The following is a 24,534-nucleotide window of genomic DNA, read 5'->3' on the forward strand; positions in this document are numbered from 1 at the left end:
GAGCGGTCAGCTGTTGACGGGTGTCAGGCGATCTTGAATCGCGCGACCGACTGGCGGAGTTCTTCGGCCATGCGCGAGAGTTCACGCACCTGCTGCGCCGTGGAGCGCGTGCCTTCACCGGTCTGTTCCGTCACCGCAAAGATGTGCTGGATGTTGGACGCCACCACCGAAGCGGACTGCGCTTCGCGCGAAGCGGAGGCAGAAATCTGCTCGATCAGGTCAGCGAGCTGGCGCGACACGCGGTCGATCTCGGACAGCGCCGTGCCGGCGTTGTCGGACAGCTTCGCCCCCTCGACCACACCCTGCGTGGAACGCTCCATGGCCGCCACCGCATCCTGCGTGTCGGTCTGAATCGCCTTCACCAGCGCCGAGATCTGGCGTGTGGCATCTGCGGAACGTTCAGCAAGCCGCTGCACTTCTTCCGCCACCACCGAGAAGCCGCGACCGGCTTCACCGGCAGACGCCGCCTGGATGGCGGCGTTCAGCGCCAGCACGTTCGTCTGTTCGGTAATGTCCGAGATCAGTTCGGTGATTTCACCGATCTCCTGCGACGATTCGCCCAGCCGCTTGATGCGCTTGGAGGTTTCCTGGATCTGGTCGCGGATGGCGTTCATACCGCCGATGGCGTTCTGCACTGCCTGCAGGCCCGACTCGGCCGCTTGCAGCGACTGGCGCGCAACGGTGGCGGACTCCTGCGCTTGCGAGGACACGCCGTTGATTCGACCCGCCATGTCCAGCACGGACTGGCCGGTCTCGCGGATTTCGCGCAGCTGTTCGGTGGACGCCGCCAGCAGTTCGGTCGACGTGTTTTCCACCTGCGACGTCGTCACCGCGACTCGCGTGGCCGTGTTCTGCACGTTGCCCACCAGCGAACGCAGCTCTTCCACCGTGTAGTTCACCGAGTCGGCGATGGCGCCGGTGATGTCTTCCGTCACCGTGGCTTCCTGCGTGAGGTCGCCTTCAGCAACCGTCTGCAGTTCGTTCATCAGCCGCAGAATGGCCGCCTGGTTGGCGTCGTTCACGCGACGTTGTTCCTGCTGCTGGCGTTCGGCCTCCAGCCGTTCCTGTTCCGCGTAGCCCTGGCGGCCGCGACCTTCCTGCACCTGCACGAAGGCAATGCCCACGGCGAACAGCACAGCCAGCACGCCGCTCAGCACCAGGCCGGCCACCGTGGCAGCGCCCAGGCCGCTCTGGCCCGACAGCTTGCCCTGCAGGTCTTCCAGGCTGCGGCGCAGCGGCTCGCTGTCGGAAAGAATGGCGGCCTGCGCTTCACGTGCAGACACCAGGCCCTGCAGGTTGCCCAGAATCGCGCTGGCCTGGGTGCGGGTGTCTTCATAGAGCTTGAGCAGTGCGTCCAGCTGTTCACGCGTCTGTGCGTCGCGCGTGCCGGAAAGGCGCAATTCGGGGCTGCCGTCGCGCAGGCCCTGCGCGATTTCGCGGAAGGAGTTCAGGTCCTTGCCCAGCAGGAACACGGCCTCGGGGCTCACGCCTTCCATCGTCAGGAATTCGTTGGCGGACTTGCCGATGCGCTGCGTCAGCATCACGAGCTGGCCGGCGGCAGACACTTCCGACGGCGGCGCAGCCTGCTGAAGCTTGAGCGAAGACACCGTTTCGGCGATTTCGAGCAGGTCGGACGACTGGCGGTTGATGGTGCGCAGCGCGGACCCCACCTGCGTCAGGATGGACTGCTGGCCCAGCACCACAGCGGCGCTCTTCGACGCGCGATCGGACAACGGGGTGATCTTTGCCATGTCCTCCTGCATGTCGGCGGACACCGCGGTGAGGCCGATGTCGGGCGCGCCTTGCTGCAGGCCATTGACGCGTTTGGTCAGTTCGCCGGCACTCTCGCGCACGTCGGCGAACGCGGGCGCGCTGCCCACCAGCGCCTGTGACACGGATTTGGCAAGGCGCTGCGACTGCATCAGGGACTGGCCGGTGGCAGCCAGCTGCTGCGCCACACGATCACCCTGCAGGAACGCGAAGCCGGCGACGACCAGCAGCGCCAGCACCGAGACACCCAGCAGCACGAGCAACGTGCGCTGGTGCTCGGCGGCGGTGCGGCGGCCCAGGACGGGAAGCTGGATGAGTTGCGCCTGATCGCGTTCATCGCCCTCGCCTTCCATGTATTCCTGCGCTCCGTCGCCCATGGCGGCGGGATCGATGACCTGCTGCTGCGAGTCGATCACTGCAGTCGATTGACCCGCGTCCGCGTCGAACGTCTCGGGCTCGGCCTTGCGCTGCGGCAGCAGTTTCTTGAGTTGATCGGTGATGGACATCATGATGCGGCCTTCCGGTATTTTGTCTAAGCGCCGATGCTCAGGAAGCGGGCTTGCTGGGAGAGCGATTGAAGATTGATTTCCTGCCAGCTGTCGCCGCTGGCTTCGGTGTACGAACTGCCGAAATACCCGGGTGAGCCTTCGGGCGCGGGCGCCGAAGTCGCAAAGGCTTCCACGCCGCGCAGGCCGAGAAGGCGGTCGACCAGCAAGGCGCAATTGATCTCGAGCAACGGACTCAGCGCCACGATGCGTGCCTGCGCGTGGACGGATTCGATCTGCGGCAACTGCGCGGCCTGCCCGGTCACGAAACCACCCAGGTTCACGACCCCGTACAAGCCGCCGCGCAGGTTGGCCACACCCATGTACCAGGGCTGCGTGTAAGGCACGCGCTGCATGGCCGTCCACGAGAAGATCTCGCCAGACTGGCTGAGCGGAAAGAGGTATTTGCCCCCGGCAGCTTCAATGCCGAGCCAGGAAGCCGCGACGCCCGAAGTGCGCGCGGCCTGCAGACGCTCTGTGAGTCGGCTTTGGAATTCCCGGAGTGCTTCGCGTTTGGCCATTCGTGAGCGTCGGTCAGGCCAGCGCGCTGATCTTGGCCATCAGCTCGGTGGCATCCACCGGCTTGGTGATGTAGTCACGCGCGCCCTGGCGCATGCCCCAGACGCGATCGGTCTCCTGGTTCTTGCTGGTGCACAGGATGATCGGCACGTTGGCGAACTGCGGATCGCGCGTGATGGCACGCGTGAGCTGGAAGCCGTTCTGGCCGGGCATCACCACGTCCATCAGGATCAGGTCGGGCTTGTCCTCGCCCAGGCGGCGCAATGCGTCCTCGGCGTTCTCGGCCGTGCGCACGCTCATGCCGTTCTTCTGAAGCAGGTCGGTGAGATACATCAGCTCGGTCTTCGAATCGTCGACGACGAGCACTTTCTGGATTGACATCAGTTCGCTCCCTGAAGCGCGCCGAACTGCTGCACGGCCTGCAGCAGCTGGTCCTTCGTGAAGGGTTTGGTGAGGTAGTCCTGCGAGCCGACCATGCGGCCGCGTGCCTTGTCGAACACGCCGTCCTTGGACGAGAGCATGACCACCGGTGTATTGGCGAAACGCTGGTTGCGTTTGATGATGGCGCAGGTCTGGTAGCCGTCCAGGCGCGGCATCAGGATGTCGCAGAAGATGAGATGGGGCTGGTGGTCGTTGACCTTGGACAACGCATCGAAACCGTCTTCGGCCAGCACCACTTCGTGACCCCCCTGCTTGAGGAAAATCTCCGCGCTGCGCCGGATGGTGTTGCTGTCGTCAATCACCAGGACCTTGTAGCCTGTTCCGGTCGTGCTCAATTGCCGTTACTCCTGCTTTGGACCTGGAATTTGCCGCGGCCACCCCGCCCGCGCCGGATGGTTCAGATCTGAACCATCTCGAAGTCTTCCTTGCGGGCGCCGCACTCGGGGCATGTCCAGTTCATCGGAACCTGCTCCCAGGGCGTACCTGGCGCGATGCCATGGTCGGGGGCCCCTGCCGCCTCGTCATAGATCCATCCGCAGATCAGACACATCCAAGTTTTTGTATCGGTCACAGCTTAAAGGGCCTTCGAATAGAATGCAACGATTGTAACGAGGCCCTGTGACGCTTCGCACACATACTGACACTGCGGCACCACAGCCGTGACCAGCAGCCCATGACCGCTTCCCCTCCGCAAGAAACCCCGGACTCCGACGACGATGCCAGCCTGCCCTGCGTGCTGGCTTTCAATGCCAGCGATCCGAGCGGCGCGGGCGGACAGGCAGCGGATGCACTCGCCATCGCCTCGGTGGGCGCGCATGTGCTGTCCGTTGTGACCGGCGCGTACGCGCGCGACACCGCCGAGATCTTCGACCACTTCTCCCTCGACGACGAAGCCGTCTCCGAGCAGGCGCGCGCCATCCTCGAAGACGTGCCCGTGCAGGTCATCAAGGTCGGGTTCGCGGGTGACCCGGAGAACCTGGCCGCCATTGCCGAGGTGGCAACGGACTATGCAGACGTGCCCGTCGTCGCCTACATGCCCAATCTGTCTTGGTGGAACGAGAACCAGATCGAGTCCTATCAGGACGCGTTCCGCGAACTGATCCTGCCGCAGACGACCGTGTTGGTGGGAAACCACAGTACGCTGTGGCGCTGGCTGCTTCCGGACTGGACCGGCGACCGAAGTCCCACGGCGCGCGACATCGCCAGGGCCGCATCCGAAGTCGGCGTGCCCTACACGCTGGTCACCGGCATCCCGCTGCCGGAACATTTCATCGAGAACGTGCTGTCCTCGCCGACGGCGGTGATGGTGACCGAAAAATTCGAGCGCTTCGACGCCGTTTTCGCCGGTGCGGGCGACACGCTCTCCGCCGCGCTGGCCGCGCTGCTGGCGAGTGGCACCGATCTGGCCTCCGCCACCACGGAAGCCCTGAGCTACCTGGACCGCTGCCTGGACGGCGGTTTCCGCCCCGGCATGGGCCACGTCGTGCCGGACCGCCTCTTCTGGGCGCAGCCGGAGTCCGACGACGAAGAGGACGAAGCCGCACCGGACGATGGCGACATCACCAGCGCCTTCGAATTTCCTCCGCATGACACCAAACACTGACCGCAACCAGCAACTGTTCGACCGCGCCCGCCAGGTCATCCCCGGCGGCGTGAATTCGCCGGTCCGCGCCTTCCGCGCGGTGGGCGGCACACCCCGTTTCGTGCAGCGCGCCGAGGGCGCGTACTTCTGGGATGCCGAAGGCAAGCGCCACATCGACTACATCGGCTCCTGGGGCCCGATGATCCTGGGCCACGGCCATCCCGCCGTGCTGGAAGCGGTGCAGAAAGCCGCGCTCGACGGTTTCTCGTTCGGTGCGCCGACAGAGCGCGAGATCGAACTGGCCGAGGAGATCCTCTCGCTCGTGCCGTCCATGGACATGGTTCGCCTCGTGAGCTCCGGCACCGAAGCCGGCATGAGCGCCATCCGCCTGGCGCGCGGTGCCACGGGCCGCAGCAAGCTCATCAAGTTCGAAGGCTGCTACCACGGTCACGCCGACGCGCTGCTGGTGAAGGCCGGCTCGGGCCTGGCGACCTTCGGCAATCCGACCTCGGCCGGCGTGCCGCCCGAGGTGGTGCAGCACACGCTGGTGCTGGAGTACAACAACGTTGCGCAACTGGAAGAAGCCTTTGCGCTGCACGGCAAGGAACTCGCCTGCCTGATCATCGAGCCGATCGCAGGCAACATGAACTTCGTGCGTGCGAGCGTGCCCTTCATGAGACGCTGCCGCGAGCTGTGCACCGAACACGGCGCGCTGCTGGTGCTGGACGAGGTGATGACGGGATTCCGCGTCGCACTCGGCAGCGCGCAGGGCGTCTATGCCAAGGCGATCCCGGGGTTCAAGCCTGACATTTCGGTGCTGGGCAAGGTCATCGGCGGCGGCATGCCGCTGGCGGCCTTCGGTGGTCCGCGTGCGGTGATGGAACAGCTGGCGCCGCTCGGGCCGGTGTACCAGGCCGGCACGCTGTCGGGCAATCCGGTCGCTACGGCATGTGGCCTGGCCACGCTGAAGGAAATCCGCAAGCCCGGATTCTTCGACGCGCTTTCCGCGAAGACGAAATCGCTCGTCGATGGACTGTCTGCCGCCGCGAAGGCTGAGGGCGTGGCGTTCTCGGCCGACTGCGAAGGCGGCATGTTCGGCTTCTTCCTGCTCGATGTCCTGCCGCAGAACTACACACAGGTCATGAAAAGCGACGGGGCGCGGTTCAACACGCTGTTCCACGGTTTGCTCGATCGCGGTGTGTACATTGCGCCGGCCTTGTACGAAGCGGGGTTTGTCAGCTCCGCGCACTCTGCCGCCGATGTTGAAGAGACGGTGGCTGCTGCGCGGTCCGTCTTCAAATCGTTGGCTGGTTGAGCTTCTCTCCGGAGAGAGCGCTCGAGACAGTCTGCCTTGGCCGTGGCCCTGCATCGCGGGCCCTTCGGGCTTCCTTGCGCTGCTCGCTTCGGGGATGCGCGGCGGAACTCGCTACGCGGATCACTTGATCCGCTTCGCTCAGACAGCCGCCGCGAGTCAGTGATTGAAGCGCGCTATGCGCGCCATCCCCGAAGCTGTGCTGCTCAGCCGCACTGAAGGGCCACGGCCAAGGCAGACTGTCTCGAGCTTGGGTTGTGGAAACGTTCACATGCAAACGACTCCCCACAGTACGCGCCCCGGCTCTCTACAACCACCCAAACAACATCTCCCACGCTGGTGGGGCTGTGCCAGTGCGAGACACAAAACTCAGTGCCGGAAGTGCCTCACACCGGAGAACACCATCGCAACACCGCGTTCGTCCGCAGCGTCGATGACTTCCTGATCCCGCATGCTGCCACCCGGCTGGATGACGCACGAAGCGCCGGCATCGACAACGACATCGAGCCCGTCGCGGAACGGGAAGAACGCATCGCTGGCCACCGCCGTGCCCTTGAGCGACAGTTGTGCGTGCTCTGCCTTGATGCTGGCGATGCGCGCCGAATCGAGGCGGCTCATCTGGCCCGCGCCCACGCCGAACGTCATGCCGTCCTTGCAGAACACGATGGCGTTGGACTTGACGTATTTCGCCACGTTCCATGCAAACAGCAGGTCGACGATCTGCTGCTCCGTCGGGGCAATCTTCGTCACGACCTTCAGGTCTTCGCGCCTGAGTTCGTGGATGTCGGCCGTCTGGATGAGCAGGCCCGAGCCGACGCGCTTCACGTCGTGTGAATTGAGGCCACGCTCCCACGGCGTCTTGCCGTCACGCTTCACGCCGTCAAGCGAAATCTCGAGCACGCGTACGTTCGCCTTGGCCTTGAAAACATCCAGGGCTTCAGCCGTGAACGAGGGCGCCATCAGCACCTCGACGAACTGCTTGCTGATGGCCTGAGCAGCCGCGCCATCCACCGTCGTGTTGAAGGCGATAATGCCGCCGAAGGCCGAGGTCGGGTCGGTCTTGAAAGCCTTCGAGTACGACTCCAGCGCGTTCGCGCCCAGGGCAACGCCGCACGGGTTCGCGTGCTTCACGATCACGCACGCCGGAGTGTCGAAGCTCTTCACGCATTCCCAAGCCGCGTCGGCGTCGGCGATGTTGTTGTACGAGAGTTCCTTGCCCTGCAACTGTTTGCCCGTGACGAGCGAGCCGGGCGCCGGATACAGGTCGCGGTAGAACGCGGCTTGCTGGTGCGGGTTCTCGCCGTAGCGCAGGTCCTGCACCTTCACCATGTTGCTGTTGTGCTGCGCGGAGAAGCCGGCATGGCTGCCGTCGTCCTGGATGGCCGAGAGATAGTTGCTGATCGCCGCGTCGTAGTTGGCGATGCGGTTGAACGCCGCCACCGACAGCGCGAACTTCGTCTTGTCGGTCAGCATGCCGGCCTGGAGTTCGGCCAGCACCGTCGCGTACTGTGACGCGTCGGTCAGCACGGCAACGTCCTTCCAGTTCTTCGCGGCACTGCGCACCATCGCCGGTCCGCCGATGTCGATGTTCTCGATCGCGTCCTCCAGCGTGCAGCCGGGTTTGGCCACCGTCGCCTCGAACGGATAGAGATTCACCACCAGCAGGTCGATGGTGTCGATGTCGTGCGCCTTCAGCGCGGCCATGTGCTCGGGCAGGTCGCGACGCGCCAGCAGGCCGCCATGCACGCGCGGGTGCAGCGTCTTCACGCGGCCGTCCAGCATTTCGGGGAAGCCGGTGACTTCCGCCACCTCGGTGACGGGCAGGCCTTCAGCCGCGAGCAACTTGGCGGTGCCGCCGGTGGACAGCAGCCTGATGCCCAGCGCATGCAGGCCACGGGCAAATTCGACGACGCCGGTCTTGTCGGAAACGGAAATCAGTGCATTCATGGGTTGCGGTTCATTTGATGATCTTGTGTTCGACGAGCTTCTTGCGCAGCGTGTTGCGGTTCAGGCCGAGCCATTCGGCCGCGCGCGACTGGTTCTGTTCGGCGTGATTCATCACCACTTCCAGCATCGGCTTCTCGACCACCTTGACCAGCATGTCGTACAGGCCATCGGGCTCGGTGCCCCGCAGGTCGCGGAAATACCCCTCCAGGCTCGTGCGCACGCACTCTTCTATCTGCTTCTTGCTCATGTTCCCTTGCTTTCTGCGCCGTCTCAGGCAATTGCGCTGTCGGCGTCTTCGTGTTCCTGGTCGTATGCCGAGGTGTCAGGCATGCGGTCCGTGATGTCGGCCAACCGGTCGAAGAACGCAGCCACGGCGTCGACCTGCTGGCGGCTGTCGTCGATCAGGTTCATGCCGCGACGGAATTCCTCACCGCCGGGCAGCGCCCGCACGTACCAGCCGATGTGCTTGCGTGCAGTGCGAACGCCCGTGAATTCGCCATAGAACGCATGGTGGTCCTCCAGATGTTCCAGAAGCACGCGTCGCACTTCCGCCACCAGCGGCGCTGCAAGCAGCGTGCCCGTGGCCAGGTAATGCGCCACCTCACGGAAGATCCAGGGACGGCCCTGCGCAGCACGGCCGATCATCACCGCGTCCGCGCCCGTGGCGTCGAGCACCTCGCGCGCCTTCTGTGGCGAGTCGATGTCGCCATTGGCGACGACGGGAATGCGCAACGCGGCCTTCACGGCGGCGATGGTTGCGTATTCGGCGCGGCCCTTGTAACCCTGCTCACGCGTACGCCCATGCACCGTGACCATGCGCACGCCTGCCTGCTCGGCCGCACGCGCAAGCACCACCGCGTTGCGCGCTTCATTGCACCAGCCCGTGCGCATCTTGAGCGTGACCGGCACGCCGTGGGGTTCACATGCGCGCACCACGGCTTGCACGATGGAGATGGCCAGCGGCTCGTCCTGCATCAGCGCGGAGCCCGCCCATTTGTTGCAGACCTTCTTGGCCGGACAGCCCATGTTGATGTCGATGATCTGTGCGCCGCGTTCGATGTTGTAGGCCGCCGCATCGGCCATCATGGCGGCATCGGTGCCGGCGATCTGCACCGCGATGGGCGCGACTTCACCATCGTGGTTGGCACGACGCGAGGTCTTCAGGCTGTTCCACAGATCGCGGCGCGAGGTCACCATCTCGCTCACCGCATAGCCTGCCCCCAATTGCTTGACCAGGCGCCGGAAGGGCCTGTCCGTCACGCCCGCCATCGGCGCGGCGAAGACGTTGTTCGCCAGTTCGTAAGGACCGATGTTCATGGTGGCGGAGGGGAGGGGAAGCGGGCGCTGCTGAAAAATGAGGCACGATTGTAGCTGCTGAAAATTTCAGCAATTGAAATCCAGCTTACGGATTTACCCGGCTTGCGCCCGCGTCCTACCCGGGGCGGTGGACCGGCTTCCTATACTTGGCGGCCCATGCAAGCCTGGATCGATTCCCTGCTCTCTCTGCTCGCCCTGCCCGAATACGGGCTGTCCAGCCTGTTCATGGTGGCCTTCCTGTCCGCGACACTGCTGCCACTGGGCTCGGAGCCGGCGCTGTTCGGCCTGCTCAAACTGAACCCCACCCTGTTCTGGCCGGCGGTGCTGGTCGCCACAGCCGGCAACACGCTGGGCGGCGCGTTCGACTGGTGGCTGGGCTGGGGCGCGCACAAGGCGGTGGACAAATACGGCCATTCGCGCCATCACGTGAAGGCACTCGAATGGCTGGAGCGGCTCGGCCCCAAGGCCTGCCTGCTGTCGTGGCTGCCCTTCGTGGGCGACCCGCTTTGCGCGGTGGCCGGCTGGTTGCGCATGCCCTTCTGGCCGTGCCTGATGTACATGGCCATCGGCAAGCTGGCGCGGTATCTGGTGATGACGGTGGCGCTGCTGCAGGTGTTCCCCGCCTGAACACCGCGGATGAAAAGCGGCCCTTGCTGACAGCATGGGAAACGCCGCCCCGCCTAAAATAAAGGCGTGCCCGCCATACTCAACGCCGACCTCCACTGCCATTCCGTCGTTTCCGATGGCACCCTGACACCGGAGGAACTGGCTGCGCGCGCCGCTGCCAACGGTGTGGAGCTCTGGGCGCTGACCGACCACGACGAGATCGGCGGCCAGCACCGCGCCATCGAAGCCGCCCATGCCAATGGCATGAATTACCTCACCGGCACCGAAATTTCCGTCACTTTTGCAGGCGAGACCGTCCACATCGTGGGCCTGGGCTTCGACGCCGACGATCCGCTCATGCAACAGGGCCTGTACGACACGCGCGGCGGCCGGGACCGGCGCGCCATGGAAATGGCCGAACAGCTCGCCAAGGTCGGCATCCACGGCGCGTACGAAGGTGCGCTCAAGTACGTGGGCAATCCTGAACTCATTTCACGCACGCACTTCGCGCGTTTCCTGGTGGAGACCGGCGTGTGCCGCGACACACCCGAGGTGTTCCGCAAGTACCTCACCGAAGGAAAGCCCGGGTATGTGGAACACCGCTGGGCCAACCTGAGGGACGCGGTGAACTGGATCACGCAGGCCGGCGGCATGGCCGTCATTGCGCACCCGGCCCGCTACAACTTCTCGGCCAACGCCGAATATGCGCTTTTCACCGAGTTCAAGGCACACGGCGGACGCGGCGTCGAAGTCGTGACCGGCAGCCACACTGCCCAGGAATATGTGAAGTACGCGGCCATGGCCAAGGAGTTCGGCCTGGCCGCCTCGCGCGGCAGCGACTTCCACAGTCCCGACGAAAGTCATACCGATCTGGGCAAACTGCCCTGGCTGCCCGGCGACCTGACGCCGGTGTGGGAACTGATGACGGATCGTTTCCGGTGAGTGCGGTACACCCGGTTGCGGCGCATTCGAAGCCGCTGGTCGGCATCGGCTTTTCGCTGATTGCGTTCGCCTGTTTCGGCACGCTCGACACCATCGTCAAATATGTGAGCACGGCCGTGCCTGTGCTGATGGCGCTGTGGTTCCGCTACGCATTCCAGGCGGTCGCCACCACATTGGTGGTCGTCCCTTCCCGCGGGCGGGGCGTGTGGCATACCAGACACCTGGGTTTCCAGGTGCTGCGCGGTGTGCTGCTGCTGGCCTGCAGCGTGCTCGCGTTCTACAGCCTGCGCTTCATGCCGGTGGGTGAGTTCACCGCCATCGTGATGATCACGCCGCTGGTGATCACGCTGCTGGCCACGCTGGCGCTCGGGGAGCGTGTTCGGCCATTCCGGTGGGCGCTGGTGTCCGGCGGTTTTGCGGGCACCATCATGATCATCCGCCCCGGTGGCGAGGCTTTCGACTGGGGACTGCTGCTGCCGCTGGCGCTGGTGGCATGCAACTCGTGGTTCCAGGTGCTCACGAGCCGCATGGCACGCACCGAAGACCCGATCACCACACATCTGTATACCGGCTGGGTCGGCACGCTGCTCGCCGCTGCGGCACTGCCCTTCGTGTGGGTGGACATCGGCGACTGGACGCTGTGGATCCTGATGGCGATGATGGGCCTGATGGGCGCGATCGGACACTTCCTGCTGATCCTCGCCTACACGCGCGCACCCGCCGCAACGATTACACCTTACATGTACAGCCAGATCGGCTTCGCGATGATCGGAGGCTGGATCGTTTTCTCGCATGTGCCCGACGGCTGGGCATTCCTCGGCATCGGGCTGATCGCCGTGTGCGGCGCCGTCGGTGCCTGGCTCACGGCGCGCGAGGGCCGCGTCCGCGTGGAGCCGGCAGAGAGCTGAAGACGTTCCGGTAAAGGCAGCATGGCCCAGTACTTCGAAGTCCATCCCGAAAATCCGCAGCCGCGCCTGCTGAAGCAGGCGGCAGCCTTGCTCACGCGCGGGGGCATCGTCGCGGTGCCGACGGATTCCAGCTACGCCCTGGTCTGCCACCTCGACGACAAGGATGCAGCGGACCGCCTGCGCCGCATCCGCCGCGTGGACGAGCGCCACCATCTCACGCTGCTGTGCCGTGACCTCAGCGAGCTGGCGAACTACGCGCGCGTGGACAACCGGCAATACAGACTGCTCAAGACCGCAACGCCGGGGCCGTACACCTTCATCCTGGAAGCGACGAAGGAAGTGCCGCGCCGGGTGAGCCACCCGCAACGCAAGACCATCGGGCTTCGTGTTCCGGAACACCGCACGCTGTCGGACCTCATCGAACTGCACGGCGCACCCTTGCTGGCAACCACGTTCATCCCGCCCGACGAGACCGAACCGCTGAATGACGCGCACGAAATCCGCGAGCGCTTCGAGCATGAACTGGCCGCGGTCATCGACGCAGGGGCCTGCCCGTCGCAGCCGACCACGGTGGTCGACCTGGTCCCCATGGGCACGGGCGGCGAACCCGAACTCATCCGTCAGGGCAGGGGCGAACTGGCCCCGCTCGGGCTCTGACGCGCGGCAGTCATCGCCGTCGCAAGCACCTGAGACAATCCGCGCGTGGATTTCAATCCTGCCGGGACTGCTCCCCCTGAAACAGGCACAATGGCTGGCGCGGATCGAGCCGTACGGCTTCTACGTGGTGCTGGCCCTGCTGGTCACCGGCGTGGCAACCAACGACTGGCTCCGGCCACTCGTCATGGGCGCCATGCGCCTCATCATGGTCATGGTCTCGCCGCTGTATCACATCCTGAACTGATCCAACTGACCGATCACTGATCGCAAGCACCATGCACAGCATCGAGCGCGTCCTCACGGGCATCACCACGAGCGGAACGCCGCACCTGGGCAACTACGTCGGGGCCATCCGTCCCTCGGTACAGGCCAGTTTCCGCCCCGGTGTGGAAAGCTTCTATTTCCTCGCGGACTACCACGCGCTGATCAAGATCGGCGAGCCCGCACGCATCCAGCGTTCCACGCTCGAGATCGCAGCGAGCTGGCTGGCCGCCGGGCTCGACCCGGAGAAGGTGACCTTCTACCGCCAGTCCGACATTCCCGAAATCCCCGAACTCACCTGGCTTCTCACCTGCGTCACGGGCAAGGGCATCCTGAACCGCGCGCACGCGTACAAGGCCTCCGTGGACAAGAACATCGCCGCCGGCAACGACCCGGACGCCGACGTGACCGCCGGCCTCTTCATGTACCCGGTGCTGATGGGCGCGGACATCCTGATGTTCAACGCGCACAAGGTGCCGGTGGGGCGCGACCAGATCCAGCACATCGAGATGGCGCGCGACATGGCCTACAGCTTCAACCACTTGTACGGCGAGCATTTCGTGCCGCCGGAGGCCGCCATCGAGGAATCGGTCGCCACGCTGCCCGGTCTGGACGGCCGCAAGATGAGCAAGAGCTACGACAACACGATCCCGCTGTTCGCGAGCCGCCAGCAGTTGCAGAAGCTCATCGCCGGCATCCTGACGGACTCGCGCGCGCCCGGCGAGCCCAAGGACACCGAGGGCTCGGCCCTGTTCCAGATCTACCAGGCCTTCGCCACACCCGAGGAAACCGAATCCCTGCGCCGGGCCTATGCGGACGGCATCTCGTGGGCCGATGCGAAGCAGGCATTGCTGGACCGGATCGACCGCGAACTCGCGCCGATGCGCGTGAAGTACGAGGAACTGATCGCCAACCCGCAGCGCATCGAGGACACGCTGCTCGCAGGGGCGGAGAAGGCGCGGAAGATCGCGACCCCGTTCACCCGCAAGCTGCGCCATGCCGTCGGCCTGCGCAATCTGGCGGCCACGGCAGACACGGGCAAGAAGGCCAAGGCTGCCAAGGCCGCGGTCGCCGGCTTCAAGCAGTACCGCGAGGCCGACGGCCGCTTCCATTTCAAGCTGGTGGATGCGCACGGCCGGCTGCTCGTGCAAAGCGGCGGTTTCGATTCGCCCAAGGACGCGGCGCAAGCCATTGCGGCCCTGCGCGAGGCTGGGGCTCAGGCGCAGCCGGCCCCGGAAAGCCTGCCGGAAGGTGTAACGGCTGCCGACGTGCAGGCGGCCTTGCAGCAAATGGCCCAAGCTGATTGAATCGGGGGCTGGGCGCCAATCGGGGATCGGAAACGGGAATCGGGACAGGCATCGCCCTTGCTAATAACACCAATGATCGTTGGAACTGCGAAAGCTGTAATTCATGCCTATTTACGTGATTGATGACCATCCCCTCATGCGTGAGGCCGTCTCCATGCTGCTGCGCCGTCATCGCGCCGGGGCCGAAGTGGTGGAACTGGAACGCCTGGGCCAGTTGGCCGAAGCCGTGCAGAGCAACGGCTCGCCCGACCTGTTCTGCCTGGACCTCAAGTTGCCCGACGCCCAGGGCGTTTCAGGCGTCATCCAGCTCAAGAAGGAATACCCCGGCATTCCGCTGGCCGTGCTGTCGGCATCGCCCGCGAGCGACATCGAAGAACAGTGCATCGAGGCCGGCGCCGACATCTACATCGAGAAATCGTCCGGTGCGTTCGAGATCGGTGCAGCATTGCGCGCCCTGCTCACGGCCGACAGCGGCTTCGAGGAAGTCACGCCGGCTGACAACAAGCTTTCGAAACGCCAGAGCCAGTTGATCGTGATGCTGGACCGCGGCCTGTCCAACCGCGAGATCGCCGACGAACTGGGCATCAGCGAACACACGGTGAAGGTGCACCTGTGGCGCCTGTTCCGCCGCCTGGGCGTGAAAAGCCGCACGCAGACGCTGCATTACGCACGCACGCACGGCCTGCTGGCCGTCTGAACGCCGCCTCCGGCGGCGCGCTGCTTCAGAGCGGCGTCCTGACTGGCGGTGCCACGGATGCGTCGCCGTTGTCCAGTGTGAGTGTGAACACGCTGCCCCGCCCCACCCGCGAACGCACGCCGACCCGGTGGCCCATCGCGTGGGCTAGGCGCGAAACGATGGCCAGGCCCAGCCCGAAGCCGTCTTCCGTGCCGGTATGCGCCGGCACCTTGTAGAACTCCCGGAAGATGTCCCCCAGGTGCTGCCCCGCAATGCCGATGCCGGTGTCCCACACCTCGAAACGCACACCGCGCGCCGTGCGCCGCGCCGCCAGCAGTACCCCGCCGCGCGGCGTGTACTTGATGGCATTGGAGATGAAGTTGCCCAGGATGCGCTGCAGACGGATGCGGTCGGAAACGATGGTGCCGGCGACGCCGCGCACCCGGAATTCGAGGCCACGCGCCCGCGCGAGCGGCTGGTATTGCAGGTCCAGGTCATGCAGCAGCCGGGTGATGTCGATCACCTCGGTGTTCATGCGCACCTGGCCTGCGTCGAGGCGCGCGAGGTCGAACAGCGAGTCGAACAGCCGGTTCACCGCCTGTGTGGCCTCGACGATCTTGGGCGCGATCTCGCGCACGAGTTCGGGCTCGTCGCGCAGCCAGTCCGCATAGAGCGCGAGCGCATGCACCGGCTGGCGGATGTCGTGCGTGGCGTTTGCGAGGAAGCGGTTCTTCACCGCCACGGCGTCCAGCGCCGCCTGCGTCTGCCGCGTGAGCGACTGGATGAGCAGGTTGTTGCGGTACAGCAATTCGAAGTTGCGGCGGTAGGTTTCGTTGAGACGCGTTCCGCCGCGGATGAGCAGTTGCCACTGCACGATGGCCAGGATGAGCAGCCAGTAGTGGAAGGTGGGCCCCTGGAATTTCAGCTCGATGATGCGCACGGCGATCACGGCCATGATCGTGAAGACCAGCGTGTTTACGTAGCCACGCATGATGGGCAGGTACGACGAGAAGCTGTTGAGCGAGTACGCCCCCATGCCCGCGATGATCAGCCAGCAGATGAACTGGCTGACCAGCGGCGTGCGGTCGAAGAACATGAAGGTGGACAGGCCCCACCAGAATGCGCTGAGCGGCCACGAATGGGCGAAGCGGCGGATGAACGCGATATGCGCCGCGGTATCTGCGCGCGCCACATGCCGCGTGTACCGGACACCGATCCAGAACCGGTATGCCCACAGCGCCAGCGCACCGGAGCACCAGACCAGCAGCCATGACAGCGGCACCTCGCCGTAGCCGACGCCGAAGAAAACAGGCACGACGATCGCGCCGGTGTATTGCGTGCTGCGCGCCGCCGCCACGAGGTTGCGGATGAGCTCACCCTCGACCCACACGGCCTCGTCGTCCTGGGCCCCGGTGAGGATGTGGGAAAGCGTCATGCTGCAAGTCTAAACGGCGCCCATGCGCGCCAGGACAGGTCAGTGGGCGTGTACTTTTCACGTTTCGCGTGGCCCCGATGGAACACCCGCAACGCAAAACGGTGAGAATCCGTGAGTCCCGGTGTATCCTGCATCCTGTCAACAACACCGCGCGCCGGCATCTGCCGCGCTTTTTTTTGCCCGCGATGGAACTGAACGCCCTTCTCGCACAGCCGAACGCATTGCCCAGCGCGCCCCAGGCCGTGGCAAAACTGATCAAGACCTTCGACGACGAAGACGCTTCCACGGACGACATCGTCGAATGCATCGAAGCGGACCCGGTCATCGTGGCCAAGCTGCTGCGCCTGGCCAACTCGCCCTTCTTCTTCCGCGGTCGCACCATCGAAAGCGTGAGCGACGCCGTCCGGCTGCTGGGCCAATCGCAGGTCCGCTCACTGGTGATCGGCCTGATCGCCAGGGACAGCTTTCCCGCACTGCCGCCCGCCGTGCTTCAGCAGTTCTGGCGCTTCAGCCTGACCACGGCGGACCTGGCCCGCCATGTGTCGCGCAACATCTCTTCGGACAGTGAAGCCGCCTACACCGGCGCGCTGCTGCACATGATCGGTGCGCTGGTCATGCGCGTGGGCATGACCGAGAAGATGATGGCGCTGGACCGCATCACCCCGCCGTTGTCCATCGGGCGCGGAAAGGCGGAGGTCGAGATGCTGGGTTACAGCTATGCCGAAGTCGGCGCGGCGCTGGCCCGGCTGTGGCAACTGCCCGCAAGCATCGTGCGCGTCATCGAAACACAGCGCACGCCGGATCTGACCGACGCAAGGAACTTCGACGCAGCCGTGGTGCAGCTCGCTTCATGGCGCGCACGTGCCATCGAGATGTCGCTGCCCGAAGACGTGCAGATCCGCCTCTATCCGGTGAGCATCGGCAAGGCGCTGGGCGTGGATCCGGCCAGCATCGTGCGCTGGTCACCGGACTACGACGAGTCGGCCAACGACGCCTGAACCTGCAAGCACCAGATCGCCGATGCTTTACGCCTCGACCATCTTTGTCTCGGCATTCCTGCTGTTCCTGGTGCAGCCGCTGATCGCCAAGCACATCCTTCCGTGGTTCGGAGGCACGGCCGCCGTCTGGACCATTTGCCTGGTGTTCTTCCAGTTCCTTCTGCTGGCCGGTTACATCTACGCGGACCGGATTTCCCGGCTGCCTGTGCGGCGGCAAGCCATCGTGCACACCGTGCTGGTGCTCGCCGCATGCCTGATGCTGCCGGTCATCCCCGATGCGTCCTGGAAGCCCACGGGCGACGGCGACCCGACCCTGCGCATCCTTTCGCTGCTGGCCGTCACCATCGGGTTGCCGTATCTGGTGGTGTGCACGACGGGCCCATTGGTGCAGAGCTGGTTTGCGCGCGTGCATGTGAATGACCCGCGGCAGGCGCGCGTTTACCGGCTGTTCGCGCTGTCCAACCTCGCCTCGCTGATCGCACTTGTCGCGTACCCATTCGCGCTGGAGCCGTACGCCAGCCTGCGCGTGCAGAGCTGGGCCTGGTCTGCAGGCTTCCTGCTGTTTGCCGCGCTCGTGATCGCATCGGCCTGGAGAACAGAGCGCCGCATCGGAGCGGCCATCGACCCACTGGCGCCGACAGTTCCACCGGCGACCGATGGTGCAAGGGCCGAAAGTGCGCAAAGTGCGGATGGCGCGGAAGGAAATTCGGAAGTCCCGCCAGCAGCGACTGCACCACGACTTGCCGACTACGCCCTCTGGCTGTGCCTGGCTGCACTCGGCACGGTGATGCTGCTCACGATCACCACGCACATCACGCAGGATGTGGCTTCGGTGCCGTTCCTGTGGATCCTGCCACTGGCGCTTTACCTGCTCACCTTCATCCTCTGCTTCGACAGTGACTTCTGGTATCGCCGCTGGATTTTCTGGCCTGCGGTGATCGTGCTGGCGCCCGCGATGGTGTGGGGTCTGCGTGCCAGCGGTGGTGTGCTGCAGATCGAACATGCCCTGCCGCTCTTCGGGGGCGGCCTGTTTGCGGTGTGCATGTTCTGCCATGGCGAGCTCGTGCGGGCCCGGCCTGCGCCGCAATGGCTCACGCGGTTCTACCTGATGGTGTCGCTCGGCGGCGCGCTGGGCGGGCTGCTGGTGGGCGTCGGCGCGCCGCGTCTGCTCGACGGCCCTTGGGAACTGCCGATGGCGCTGATCGCCGCGAGCCTGCTGCTGGCGTACGTGTCGCGCCGCCTCGCGGGCTCGTACCTGATGATCCTTGCCGCGAGCCTCGTGCTCGGACTGATCTGGTATCTGGAGCACAAGCTCATCCTGCCCAAGAACAATGTGCTGATGATCGCCATCGGCCTGTCGGCCGTTCTGGCCGGCGCACTCATCGCCATGCGCCGTTCGATACGGGCGGGCGGTGCATTGCTGGCGGCACTGTCCGCTGCATTCTGCTTCTGGTTCGCGCGCGACTATGCGAGCTTCATGTTCGACAACACGCAAATGATGACGCGCAACTTCTACGGCACGTTGCGCGTCAAGGACTACGGCACGATTTCGCAGTCACGCTATCTGGTCCACGGCGTCATCTCGCATGGCCGCCAGTATGGTGACGCCGACCTGCGTCACCGCCCGACCTCGTATTACTCCGAGTCGTCCGGTGCGGGCCTGGCCATCGCCAAAGTCCAGTCGGCGCGCCCACATCTGGGGGTCATCGGCCTGGGCGTGGGCACCATCGCTGCGTATGGCCAGCCGGGCGGCAAGGTCCGCTACTATGAAATCAACCCGGCAGTGATGGACATCGCGCACGACCATTTCAGCTATCTGAAGGACTCGCCGGCGGCCGTGGAGGTGGTCCTGGGCGACGCGAGACTCTCCATGGAGCGCGAAGCAGCGGGCGGTGCGCTGCAGCAGTTCGACGTGCTGGTGGTGGACGCGTTCTCCAGCGACTCCATCCCCGTGCACCTGATCACGCGCGAAGCGCTTGCGATCTACATGCAGCACATGAAGCCGGACGGCGTCGTCGCGTTCCACGTGAGCAACCGCTTCCTGAACCTGTCACCCGTGGTCGCGCAGCTCGCACAGGATGTGGGTCTGCATGCGGTGGAGATCGACGACGTTCCCCCACCGGAAAACTACTGGCAGGACACCACGACCTATGTCCTGGTCACCCGCAACCGGGCGTTCGTGGACGATCCGGACATCGTGGCCCGCTCAGTCGATATCAAGCCGATCCCTGGCCTCGCGCTCTGGACCGACGACTACAACAACCTGTTCAGGATTCTGAAGTAACCAGTTAGGGCGTGGCCGTGAAAGTCGGCACCATCGGCTCGGCGCGCAGTCCGTCGGAGGGCGACGACTGCTGCGACGTGACCGATGCCGTGAACGCACCGTCGCTTCCAGCCCCGGAAGTGGTGGACGTCACGGAACCGCTCGCGGATGCGCCCTGCGATGTGGTGCGTTGTGTGGTGCCTTGGGGGGTCGAAACGATGCCCGGCGCCAGAAGGCTGCCTTGCGCGGTGGTTCCGGCCGCGACGCCCGCGCTGGCGCCGACACCGCCCACCGCCTGTCCCGGAACAACACCGGTGCCTTGGGACGGAACGACGCCCGACGCACCGCTGATCGCTGTCGTGCCGTTGTTGATGACGATCACGCCGGGCGATGTCGACGACTGGACCGTGGATGACCCGTTGCCCGTGATGCTGGGGCCGCTACCGGAAGTCAGCCCGCTCGGCGCGGCGGGCGAACCATAGGTGGCGGGACCCGAACCCGATGTCAGGCCGCTCGCCGACACACCGCCGTTGCCGGAACTTGCAGGGCCGAAGCCGGAGGTCAGTCCCCCGCCCCTCACTGCACCTGCACTGCCGACCTGCGCCATCGACGCAGTGGCCGCGCAGATGAGCGCGACCGTGAAGATCTTGTTGCGAAATTCCATGACGGACTCCTTCAGCATTGGACTTCCAACCATGCTGCGCCGATGAGCCGTTGCGGTCCGTCAGCGGGAGTCCGGCATGCGGGTAGGTCAGCGCCGACGCTCGGGATCCGGGCCGACAGCGCGGCCGGCACACCGAAGCGTCGACGACGGCGATCGAGCACGTCTGTCGTGTGCTCGGCTAATACCTGAACAAAGCCCAGTGGGATCCAGCGCTTGCACTTTTCACCGACGATTGCAGCGTCGAGATTTCTGCGCTCGGCATCTATGTCGGGAAGAAGCAGGCAGGCGTTCTGTTCAAGGATCTGCTTGGCAAAGGCCCGGCCCTCAGCGACGACAACGGTCTGGTATGGGGGCGACTCTACAACCACATGATCGTCCAGGGCATCGTGAATGTCGACGACGACGGCCGAGGCGCGAGCGGCCGCTGGCGCTGCTTCATGCAGATTGCAGAGTTCGGCAAAAGCGCCGTGTGGGGCGAAGGGCCGTATGAAATCCGGTATCGCAAGGGCGACGATGGGCTCTGGCGAATCCAGCGGCTGCACTTCTATCGTACCTACCACACGCCATTCGACGAGGGATGGGCGAAGGCGAAGTCGCCAGCAGGCGGCATGCGTCCACACCTGCCACCGGACCATCCTCCATCGCGCGAGTATGAACCTTGGCCCGCTGTATACATACCGCCTTTCCACTACGACAACCCGGTTTCGGGCAGTCGCAGGTACACGCGCGAGGGCGTTGAAGACGTATGACGAAGCCACGCTGTTCAGCCCATCCAGGTTACTGATGACTTGAAATCTTCGCCCGCCTCGGCACTTTTCTCCGGAAGCAAGAAAGCGCCGAATGCTGGCTTCAGTGCGTCTATTGAACAACCGTCCAACTCTGGGGATCCGTGAACATCCGCGCCACCAAAGCCAGAAGTTCCCTGTCGGCCCCGGGCCGCCCGATCAGGGACAGCCCCAACGGCAAGCCGTCTGCCCGCAGCATCGGGATGCTGACCTGCGGAAGCCCGGCCAGACCGGCGATGCACAGGAAGCGCATCGCCGTGCGGCGGTAGCGCTCCATGCTTTCAATGGGCAACCCACGTCTCGGCGCGGCTCCCGGCACGGTGGGCAGGACGAGCAGGGAATGGCGTTCCAGCATCTGGTCCATGTAGCCGCGTACGGCCATGCGGGCCTTCGTGGCGTCGTCGATCTGCGAGGCAGTAAGACGGCGGGCGATGTCGATGCGCTCCGCAATGCCGGGGCCGAGCACCGGTTTGTGCGCGTCCAGCCAGGGGCCGAGCTCCTGCGCCACCTCGTGGAACTGCACGGTTCGGAACGATTCGAACCACGCATCCAGCGCCGACGGGGCCAGCGGCACCGGCTGCACTTCACCGAGCCTGCGCGCGACCGCCAGTCCTTCTTCGCGGATGTCACCCGCATTGCCGGCATCCAGCGACTGCCAGATTTCCTCGGGAAAACCGATGGAGCCTGGCTGGTTCACGGCGCGATCTGCGGGCAGCAGCACGTCGCCCACGGCCTCGAGCACGCGCGCGCTCCGCGCAAACCAGCCGACGGTGTCGAACGACGGCGCAAGCCTGCAGACGCCCTCGCTGGACACCGCCGCGTACGTGGGGCGAAAGCCGAACAACCCGCAGAAGCTTGCGGGTGCCCGGACGGATCCACCGGTGTCGGTGCCCAGCGCGAAGTCACAGAGACCCGCAGCGACAGCCGCAGCAGACCCGCTCGATGATCCGCCGGTGATGTGGCCCGGTGCGGCCGTGTTCAACGGCGCGCCGTAGTGGAAGTTTTCACCGGTCAGGCTGAAGGCGAGTTCATCGGTGTGCGTCTTGCCGACGACGTGCGCTCCGCCATCGAGGATGGCCTGTGCAGCCGGGGCGTGACGTTTTGCCGGCGCATGGGTCGAACGCCAGGTTGGATTGCCATACCCCGTGCGATGGCCGCGGATGTCGAACAGGTCCTTCACGCCGCAAGTCAGCCCGTCGAGCGGACCGCTGCCGGTTGGCGGCACGAGGATCGCGTCTTCATGCAGGAACGCACCGACCGTGTCTCGTGCGGTTGTGATGGGAGAGAAATCTTGTTTCATGCAATCGCGGGAACAGCCGTGCGCGATGTCGACAGGCCGATCGAAGCCGGCCGGCGCACACAGGCGAGGAATGAGCGCAACACCGCGTCCGGCATGAGGTCCTTCACGATGAAGACGAGAAACGATCGACGGTCGCCGTCAGGCCACGCATCGAGATGCTCCGGGAAGTAGATGACGTGCCGCACGCAGTTGACGACCACCGGTGCATCGCGGTTCTCCAGCGCGAGGAAGCCCTTGATCCGCAGCACGTTCGCCCCGTGGCGGTGCAGCATCAGCGACAACCAGACGGACAGGCGCAGCCAGTCCAGGTCGTCACCCAGTTCGAGGCAGAAGGTCTGGACGCTGGAGGTGTGCACGCTCGATGGCGCGAAGCGCTGGCCGATGCGCAGCCGTGTGCGCTCTGCAGGTGCCGCCCCATCGAGGATGGTGGAGAAGAGACCCGTTGCCAGGCGGTCGGCACGATGCTCGGACGACATGCACGTCACGAGGTCGGCGAAGTCGGCATCGCACACGCGATGGACGGCACACAAGGGATTGTGCCGGCGCACCACGCCCGTCGTTGCATCCACCTGGGCCGGCGTCGCAAGATCGGTCTTCGACAGCAGCACCACGTCGGCCGACTGGATCTGGCGCGCGTAGTCGGCGCTGCCCTCGCTCTCCACGGCATGCATCGAATCGACGATGGTGACGACCATCTCCACGCGCAGGCGTGCCGACAGGAACGGATGGATGGCGATCGTCGAGATGACCGGCAGCGGATCGGCCAGGCCCGTGGTTTCGACGATGACGCGCGAGATGGCCGGCGCCGCCTCGGACTCGACGATCTTCTGCAGGGTCTGGCTCAGGCCTTCGCTTGCCGCACAGCACAGGCAGCCATTGGCCAGCAGCACGGCTTCAGTGCCATCCAGGCGCATGAGTCGGTCATCGACGCCCAGTTCGGCCACTTCGTTGACGAGCAGCAGCGAACCACTGAGGCGCGGGTCTTTCAGCGCGCGACGCAGCAGCGTCGTCTTGCCCGCGCCCAGGAAGCCTGTCACCACGTAGACGGGAATGCGCGGGTCCTGCATGCGTGATCAGGCCTGACGGCCCCGTTCGAAGGACTGCACGAGCGGCAGGTCCAGCGGGTCCACGACCCGACCGGTGAGGCGCTCCACGGCAGCCCAGACATCACCGAGTGCGGACACGACCTCCGAACCGCCCGAGATGCCCTCGACGATCCACATGCCGCCACCCCAGTCACGCACGGAGGCGCCGCTCGGGCGCGTGAACTGCGAGATGGTCTGCGCCTGCTCCTGCCGCGAACGCACCACGGAGTAGGCATCGTCGCGCCGGCCCGGCAGCTTCGCGAAGCTGGACCAGTGATCGTCACGGCTCCAGAGTCCGCACATGCCGCACATGGTTGCTTGCCTTGGCGGCTCAGACCGGGTTCTCGGCTGCGAAGCGCTGCGCGATCGCATCCATGGTGAGGAACTCGACGCCGGGGTGGCGCAGGATGTGCGCCAGCAGGCGTTCGAGCATCGCGAGCACCTGCGGACGGCCCGCGACGTCGGGGTGCAGGCACAGGCTGAACACCGCGTCGTCGTACTCGCGGTAGACCCAGTCGAACTGTTCGCGCCAGAGTTCCTCGATGTCCTTCGGGTTCATGAAGCCGTGGCTGTTGGGCGACTTTTTGATGAACATCATCGGCGGCAGGTCGTCCAGATACCAGCTCACCGGGATCTCGATGAGCGCGGATTCGGTGCCGCGCACCAGCGGCTTCATCCACTCACTGGCCGGCAGCGAGTAATCGATGGGCGTCCACTGGTCGCCGACACGCAGGCGGTAGCACTGGAAGTCCTTGTGCATCATGCTGTGGTCGTAACGGATGCCACGGTCCAGCAGCAGTTGTGGGGTGGCGCGGCTCAGTTCCCACCACGGTGCGGCATAACCCGTGGGCTTGCGGCCGGCGAGATCGGTGATGAGCCCGATGCACTTGTCCAGCACGTCGGCCTCCTGCGTCGGCGTCATCGCCAGCGGATTCTCGTGCGAATAGCCGTGCAGCGCGACCTCATGGCCGTGCTCGACGACCTGCGCCATTTCATCCGGGAAGGTTTCGATCGAATGGCCCGGGATGAACCAGGTCGACTTCAGGTCGAAGCGCCGGAGCAGTTCCAGCAGGCGCGGACTTCCGATTTCGCCGGCGAACATGCCGCGCGAGATGTCGTGCGGCGAATCCGCGCCGCCGAAGGTGCCGATCCAGGCGGCGACGGCATCGACGTCGATGCCGATCGCACAGGTGATTCTTTTGGCCATGGGTTGC

At 65.2% G+C, this 24,534-nt stretch carries 25 protein-coding genes; 11 read left to right on the forward strand and 14 right to left on the reverse strand.

The window, feature by feature from the left end; translation table 11 throughout:
• Positions 1-23 precede the first annotated feature (23 nt).
• The 5 genes from ACO2Q9_RS04415 to ACO2Q9_RS04435 all read right to left on the reverse strand — a co-directional run bounded on the left by ACO2Q9_RS04415 (position 24) and on the right by ACO2Q9_RS04435 (position 3,825).
• The gene (locus tag ACO2Q9_RS04415) at positions 24-2,123 is read right to left on the reverse strand and encodes a methyl-accepting chemotaxis protein (protein ID WP_423309926.1); all 2,100 of its coding nucleotides are present in this window, start codon (positions 2,121-2,123) and stop codon (positions 24-26) included.
• A 179-nt stretch (positions 2,124-2,302) separates the two neighbouring features.
• Positions 2,303-2,836: a chemotaxis protein CheW gene (locus tag ACO2Q9_RS04420; protein ID WP_423308692.1), complete on the reverse strand. Its 534-nt coding sequence runs from the start codon at positions 2,834-2,836 to the stop codon at positions 2,303-2,305.
• 13 nt (positions 2,837-2,849) lie between these two features.
• Positions 2,850-3,215, reverse strand: coding sequence for a response regulator (locus tag ACO2Q9_RS04425; protein WP_423308694.1), 366 nt, complete (start codon positions 3,213-3,215; stop codon positions 2,850-2,852).
• Entirely contained in the window at positions 3,215-3,610 is a 396-nt protein-coding gene (locus tag ACO2Q9_RS04430) for a response regulator (RefSeq protein WP_423308696.1), read from the reverse strand. The genes ACO2Q9_RS04425 and ACO2Q9_RS04430 overlap by 1 nt, the downstream gene beginning before the upstream one ends.
• A 62-nt stretch (positions 3,611-3,672) precedes the next feature.
• The gene (locus ACO2Q9_RS04435) at positions 3,673-3,825 is read right to left on the reverse strand and encodes a rubredoxin (protein ID WP_181956435.1); all 153 of its coding nucleotides are present in this window, start codon (positions 3,823-3,825) and stop codon (positions 3,673-3,675) included.
• A gap of 123 nt (positions 3,826-3,948) precedes the next feature.
• On the opposite strand from ACO2Q9_RS04435, the gene thiD reads away from it, so the two are divergent.
• Together thiD and hemL are read left to right on the forward strand one after the other, a co-directional pair.
• The gene (thiD, locus tag ACO2Q9_RS04440) at positions 3,949-4,878 is read left to right on the forward strand and encodes a bifunctional hydroxymethylpyrimidine kinase/phosphomethylpyrimidine kinase (protein WP_423308699.1); all 930 of its coding nucleotides are present in this window, start codon (positions 3,949-3,951) and stop codon (positions 4,876-4,878) included.
• The gene (gene hemL / locus ACO2Q9_RS04445) at positions 4,862-6,172 is read left to right on the forward strand and encodes a glutamate-1-semialdehyde 2,1-aminomutase (protein ID WP_423308701.1); all 1,311 of its coding nucleotides are present in this window, start codon (positions 4,862-4,864) and stop codon (positions 6,170-6,172) included. Before thiD ends, hemL begins: the two co-directional genes overlap by 17 nt.
• A 366-nt stretch (positions 6,173-6,538) precedes the next feature.
• Here hemL and purH read toward each other — a convergent pair whose 3' ends face one another.
• Genes purH through dusB form a run of 3 tightly spaced genes read right to left on the reverse strand, consistent with a single transcriptional unit; the run spans position 6,539 to position 9,433 of the window.
• Complete coding sequence (gene purH / locus ACO2Q9_RS04450; RefSeq protein ID WP_423308703.1) at positions 6,539-8,116, reverse strand: bifunctional phosphoribosylaminoimidazolecarboxamide formyltransferase/IMP cyclohydrolase; 1,578 nt, start codon at positions 8,114-8,116, stop codon at positions 6,539-6,541.
• Between the two features lie 10 nt (positions 8,117-8,126).
• Positions 8,127-8,363: a Fis family transcriptional regulator gene (locus ACO2Q9_RS04455; RefSeq protein WP_423308705.1), complete on the reverse strand. Its 237-nt coding sequence runs from the start codon at positions 8,361-8,363 to the stop codon at positions 8,127-8,129.
• A 23-nt stretch (positions 8,364-8,386) separates the two neighbouring features.
• A complete protein-coding gene (dusB, locus tag ACO2Q9_RS04460; RefSeq protein WP_423308707.1) occupies positions 8,387-9,433 on the reverse strand; it encodes a tRNA dihydrouridine synthase DusB in 1,047 nt (348 codons plus the stop codon).
• Positions 9,434-9,589: 156 nt separating this feature from the next.
• Between dusB and ACO2Q9_RS04465 the strand changes: the two genes are divergently transcribed.
• The 6 genes from ACO2Q9_RS04465 to ACO2Q9_RS04490 all read left to right on the forward strand — a co-directional run bounded on the left by ACO2Q9_RS04465 (position 9,590) and on the right by ACO2Q9_RS04490 (position 14,811).
• Positions 9,590-10,060 carry a YqaA family protein gene (locus ACO2Q9_RS04465; protein WP_423308709.1) on the forward strand — a complete coding sequence of 157 codons (471 nt, stop codon included), beginning with the start codon at positions 9,590-9,592 and terminating at the stop codon, positions 10,058-10,060.
• Between the two features lie 66 nt (positions 10,061-10,126).
• Positions 10,127-10,981 carry a 3',5'-nucleoside bisphosphate phosphatase gene (locus ACO2Q9_RS04470; protein WP_423308711.1) on the forward strand — a complete coding sequence of 285 codons (855 nt, stop codon included), beginning with the start codon at positions 10,127-10,129 and terminating at the stop codon, positions 10,979-10,981.
• Positions 10,978-11,889 carry a DMT family transporter gene (locus ACO2Q9_RS04475; protein WP_423308713.1) on the forward strand — a complete coding sequence of 304 codons (912 nt, stop codon included), beginning with the start codon at positions 10,978-10,980 and terminating at the stop codon, positions 11,887-11,889. Before ACO2Q9_RS04470 ends, ACO2Q9_RS04475 begins: the two co-directional genes overlap by 4 nt.
• 21 nt (positions 11,890-11,910) lie before the next feature.
• Complete coding sequence (locus ACO2Q9_RS04480) at positions 11,911-12,546, forward strand: L-threonylcarbamoyladenylate synthase (protein ID WP_423308715.1); 636 nt, start codon at positions 11,911-11,913, stop codon at positions 12,544-12,546.
• A gap of 275 nt (positions 12,547-12,821) precedes the next feature.
• Positions 12,822-14,114, forward strand: coding sequence for a tryptophan--tRNA ligase (locus tag ACO2Q9_RS04485; protein ID WP_423308717.1), 1,293 nt, complete (start codon positions 12,822-12,824; stop codon positions 14,112-14,114).
• Positions 14,115-14,217: 103 nt separating this feature from the next.
• Entirely contained in the window at positions 14,218-14,811 is a 594-nt protein-coding gene (locus tag ACO2Q9_RS04490) for a LuxR C-terminal-related transcriptional regulator (protein WP_423308719.1), read from the forward strand.
• A 25-nt stretch (positions 14,812-14,836) separates the two neighbouring features.
• Here the strand turns inward: ACO2Q9_RS04490 and ACO2Q9_RS04495 are convergent, their stop codons facing one another.
• Complete coding sequence (locus ACO2Q9_RS04495; protein WP_423308721.1) at positions 14,837-16,225, reverse strand: sensor histidine kinase; 1,389 nt, start codon at positions 16,223-16,225, stop codon at positions 14,837-14,839.
• Between the two features lie 185 nt (positions 16,226-16,410).
• Here ACO2Q9_RS04495 and ACO2Q9_RS04500 point away from each other — a divergent pair, with 185 nt between their 5' ends.
• Together ACO2Q9_RS04500 and ACO2Q9_RS04505 are read left to right on the forward strand one after the other, a co-directional pair.
• A complete protein-coding gene (locus ACO2Q9_RS04500) occupies positions 16,411-17,223 on the forward strand; it encodes an HDOD domain-containing protein (RefSeq protein ID WP_423308723.1) in 813 nt (270 codons plus the stop codon).
• Between the two features lie 22 nt (positions 17,224-17,245).
• Entirely contained in the window at positions 17,246-19,507 is a 2,262-nt protein-coding gene (locus tag ACO2Q9_RS04505; RefSeq protein WP_423308725.1) for a spermidine synthase, read from the forward strand.
• Between the two features lie 4 nt (positions 19,508-19,511).
• Here the strand turns inward: ACO2Q9_RS04505 and ACO2Q9_RS04510 are convergent, their stop codons facing one another.
• Positions 19,512-20,150, reverse strand: coding sequence for a hypothetical protein (locus ACO2Q9_RS04510; protein WP_423308727.1), 639 nt, complete (start codon positions 20,148-20,150; stop codon positions 19,512-19,514).
• A 185-nt stretch (positions 20,151-20,335) separates the two neighbouring features.
• On the opposite strand from ACO2Q9_RS04510, the gene ACO2Q9_RS04515 reads away from it, so the two are divergent.
• Positions 20,336-20,899: a nuclear transport factor 2 family protein gene (locus ACO2Q9_RS04515; protein WP_423309928.1), complete on the forward strand. Its 564-nt coding sequence runs from the start codon at positions 20,336-20,338 to the stop codon at positions 20,897-20,899.
• A gap of 109 nt (positions 20,900-21,008) precedes the next feature.
• Here ACO2Q9_RS04515 and ACO2Q9_RS04520 read toward each other — a convergent pair whose 3' ends face one another.
• Genes ACO2Q9_RS04520 through ACO2Q9_RS04535 form a run of 4 tightly spaced genes read right to left on the reverse strand, consistent with a single transcriptional unit; the run spans position 21,009 to position 24,527 of the window.
• A complete protein-coding gene (locus ACO2Q9_RS04520) occupies positions 21,009-22,235 on the reverse strand; it encodes an amidase (RefSeq protein ID WP_423308729.1) in 1,227 nt (408 codons plus the stop codon).
• Positions 22,232-23,302, reverse strand: coding sequence for a CobW family GTP-binding protein (locus ACO2Q9_RS04525; protein ID WP_423308731.1), 1,071 nt, complete (start codon positions 23,300-23,302; stop codon positions 22,232-22,234). Before ACO2Q9_RS04525 ends, ACO2Q9_RS04520 begins: the two co-directional genes overlap by 4 nt.
• A 6-nt stretch (positions 23,303-23,308) precedes the next feature.
• Entirely contained in the window at positions 23,309-23,623 is a 315-nt protein-coding gene (locus tag ACO2Q9_RS04530) for a hypothetical protein (RefSeq protein ID WP_423308733.1), read from the reverse strand.
• A 28-nt stretch (positions 23,624-23,651) separates the two neighbouring features.
• Positions 23,652-24,527: a polysaccharide deacetylase family protein gene (locus ACO2Q9_RS04535; RefSeq protein WP_423308735.1), complete on the reverse strand. Its 876-nt coding sequence runs from the start codon at positions 24,525-24,527 to the stop codon at positions 23,652-23,654.
• Positions 24,528-24,534: the final 7 nt, after the last annotated feature.

This window comes from Variovorax sp. VNK109 (assembly GCF_049445855.1).
GTDB lineage: Bacteria > Pseudomonadota > Gammaproteobacteria > Burkholderiales > Burkholderiaceae_C > JAGOCV01.

Coding starts and splice junctions, on each gene's coding strand:
- ACO2Q9_RS04415 (WP_423309926.1), bottom strand. CDS start 2,123: ATGGAAGGCGAGGGCGATGAACGCGATCAGGCGCAACTCATCCAGCTT.
- ACO2Q9_RS04420 (WP_423308692.1), bottom strand. CDS start 2,836: ATGGCCAAACGCGAAGCACTCCGGGAATTCCAAAGCCGACTCACAGAG.
- ACO2Q9_RS04425 (WP_423308694.1), bottom strand. CDS start 3,215: ATGTCAATCCAGAAAGTGCTCGTCGTCGACGATTCGAAGACCGAGCTG.
- ACO2Q9_RS04435 (WP_181956435.1), bottom strand. CDS start 3,825: ATGTGTCTGATCTGCGGATGGATCTATGACGAGGCGGCAGGGGCCCCC.
- thiD (WP_423308699.1), top strand. CDS start 3,949: ATGACCGCTTCCCCTCCGCAAGAAACCCCGGACTCCGACGACGATGCC.
- hemL (WP_423308701.1), top strand. CDS start 4,862: ATGACACCAAACACTGACCGCAACCAGCAACTGTTCGACCGCGCCCGC.
- purH (WP_423308703.1), bottom strand. CDS start 8,116: ATGAATGCACTGATTTCCGTTTCCGACAAGACCGGCGTCGTCGAATTT.
- ACO2Q9_RS04455 (WP_423308705.1), bottom strand. CDS start 8,363: ATGAGCAAGAAGCAGATAGAAGAGTGCGTGCGCACGAGCCTGGAGGGG.
- dusB (WP_423308707.1), bottom strand. CDS start 9,433: ATGAACATCGGTCCTTACGAACTGGCGAACAACGTCTTCGCCGCGCCG.
- ACO2Q9_RS04465 (WP_423308709.1), top strand. CDS start 9,590: ATGCAAGCCTGGATCGATTCCCTGCTCTCTCTGCTCGCCCTGCCCGAA.
- ACO2Q9_RS04480 (WP_423308715.1), top strand. CDS start 11,911: ATGGCCCAGTACTTCGAAGTCCATCCCGAAAATCCGCAGCCGCGCCTG.
- ACO2Q9_RS04485 (WP_423308717.1), top strand. CDS start 12,822: ATGCACAGCATCGAGCGCGTCCTCACGGGCATCACCACGAGCGGAACG.
- ACO2Q9_RS04490 (WP_423308719.1), top strand. CDS start 14,218: ATGCCTATTTACGTGATTGATGACCATCCCCTCATGCGTGAGGCCGTC.
- ACO2Q9_RS04495 (WP_423308721.1), bottom strand. CDS start 16,225: ATGACGCTTTCCCACATCCTCACCGGGGCCCAGGACGACGAGGCCGTG.
- ACO2Q9_RS04500 (WP_423308723.1), top strand. CDS start 16,411: ATGGAACTGAACGCCCTTCTCGCACAGCCGAACGCATTGCCCAGCGCG.
- ACO2Q9_RS04505 (WP_423308725.1), top strand. CDS start 17,246: ATGCTTTACGCCTCGACCATCTTTGTCTCGGCATTCCTGCTGTTCCTG.
- ACO2Q9_RS04510 (WP_423308727.1), bottom strand. CDS start 20,150: ATGGAATTTCGCAACAAGATCTTCACGGTCGCGCTCATCTGCGCGGCC.
- ACO2Q9_RS04520 (WP_423308729.1), bottom strand. CDS start 22,235: ATGAAACAAGATTTCTCTCCCATCACAACCGCACGAGACACGGTCGGT.
- ACO2Q9_RS04525 (WP_423308731.1), bottom strand. CDS start 23,302: ATGCAGGACCCGCGCATTCCCGTCTACGTGGTGACAGGCTTCCTGGGC.
- ACO2Q9_RS04530 (WP_423308733.1), bottom strand. CDS start 23,623: ATGTGCGGACTCTGGAGCCGTGACGATCACTGGTCCAGCTTCGCGAAG.
- ACO2Q9_RS04535 (WP_423308735.1), bottom strand. CDS start 24,527: ATGGCCAAAAGAATCACCTGTGCGATCGGCATCGACGTCGATGCCGTC.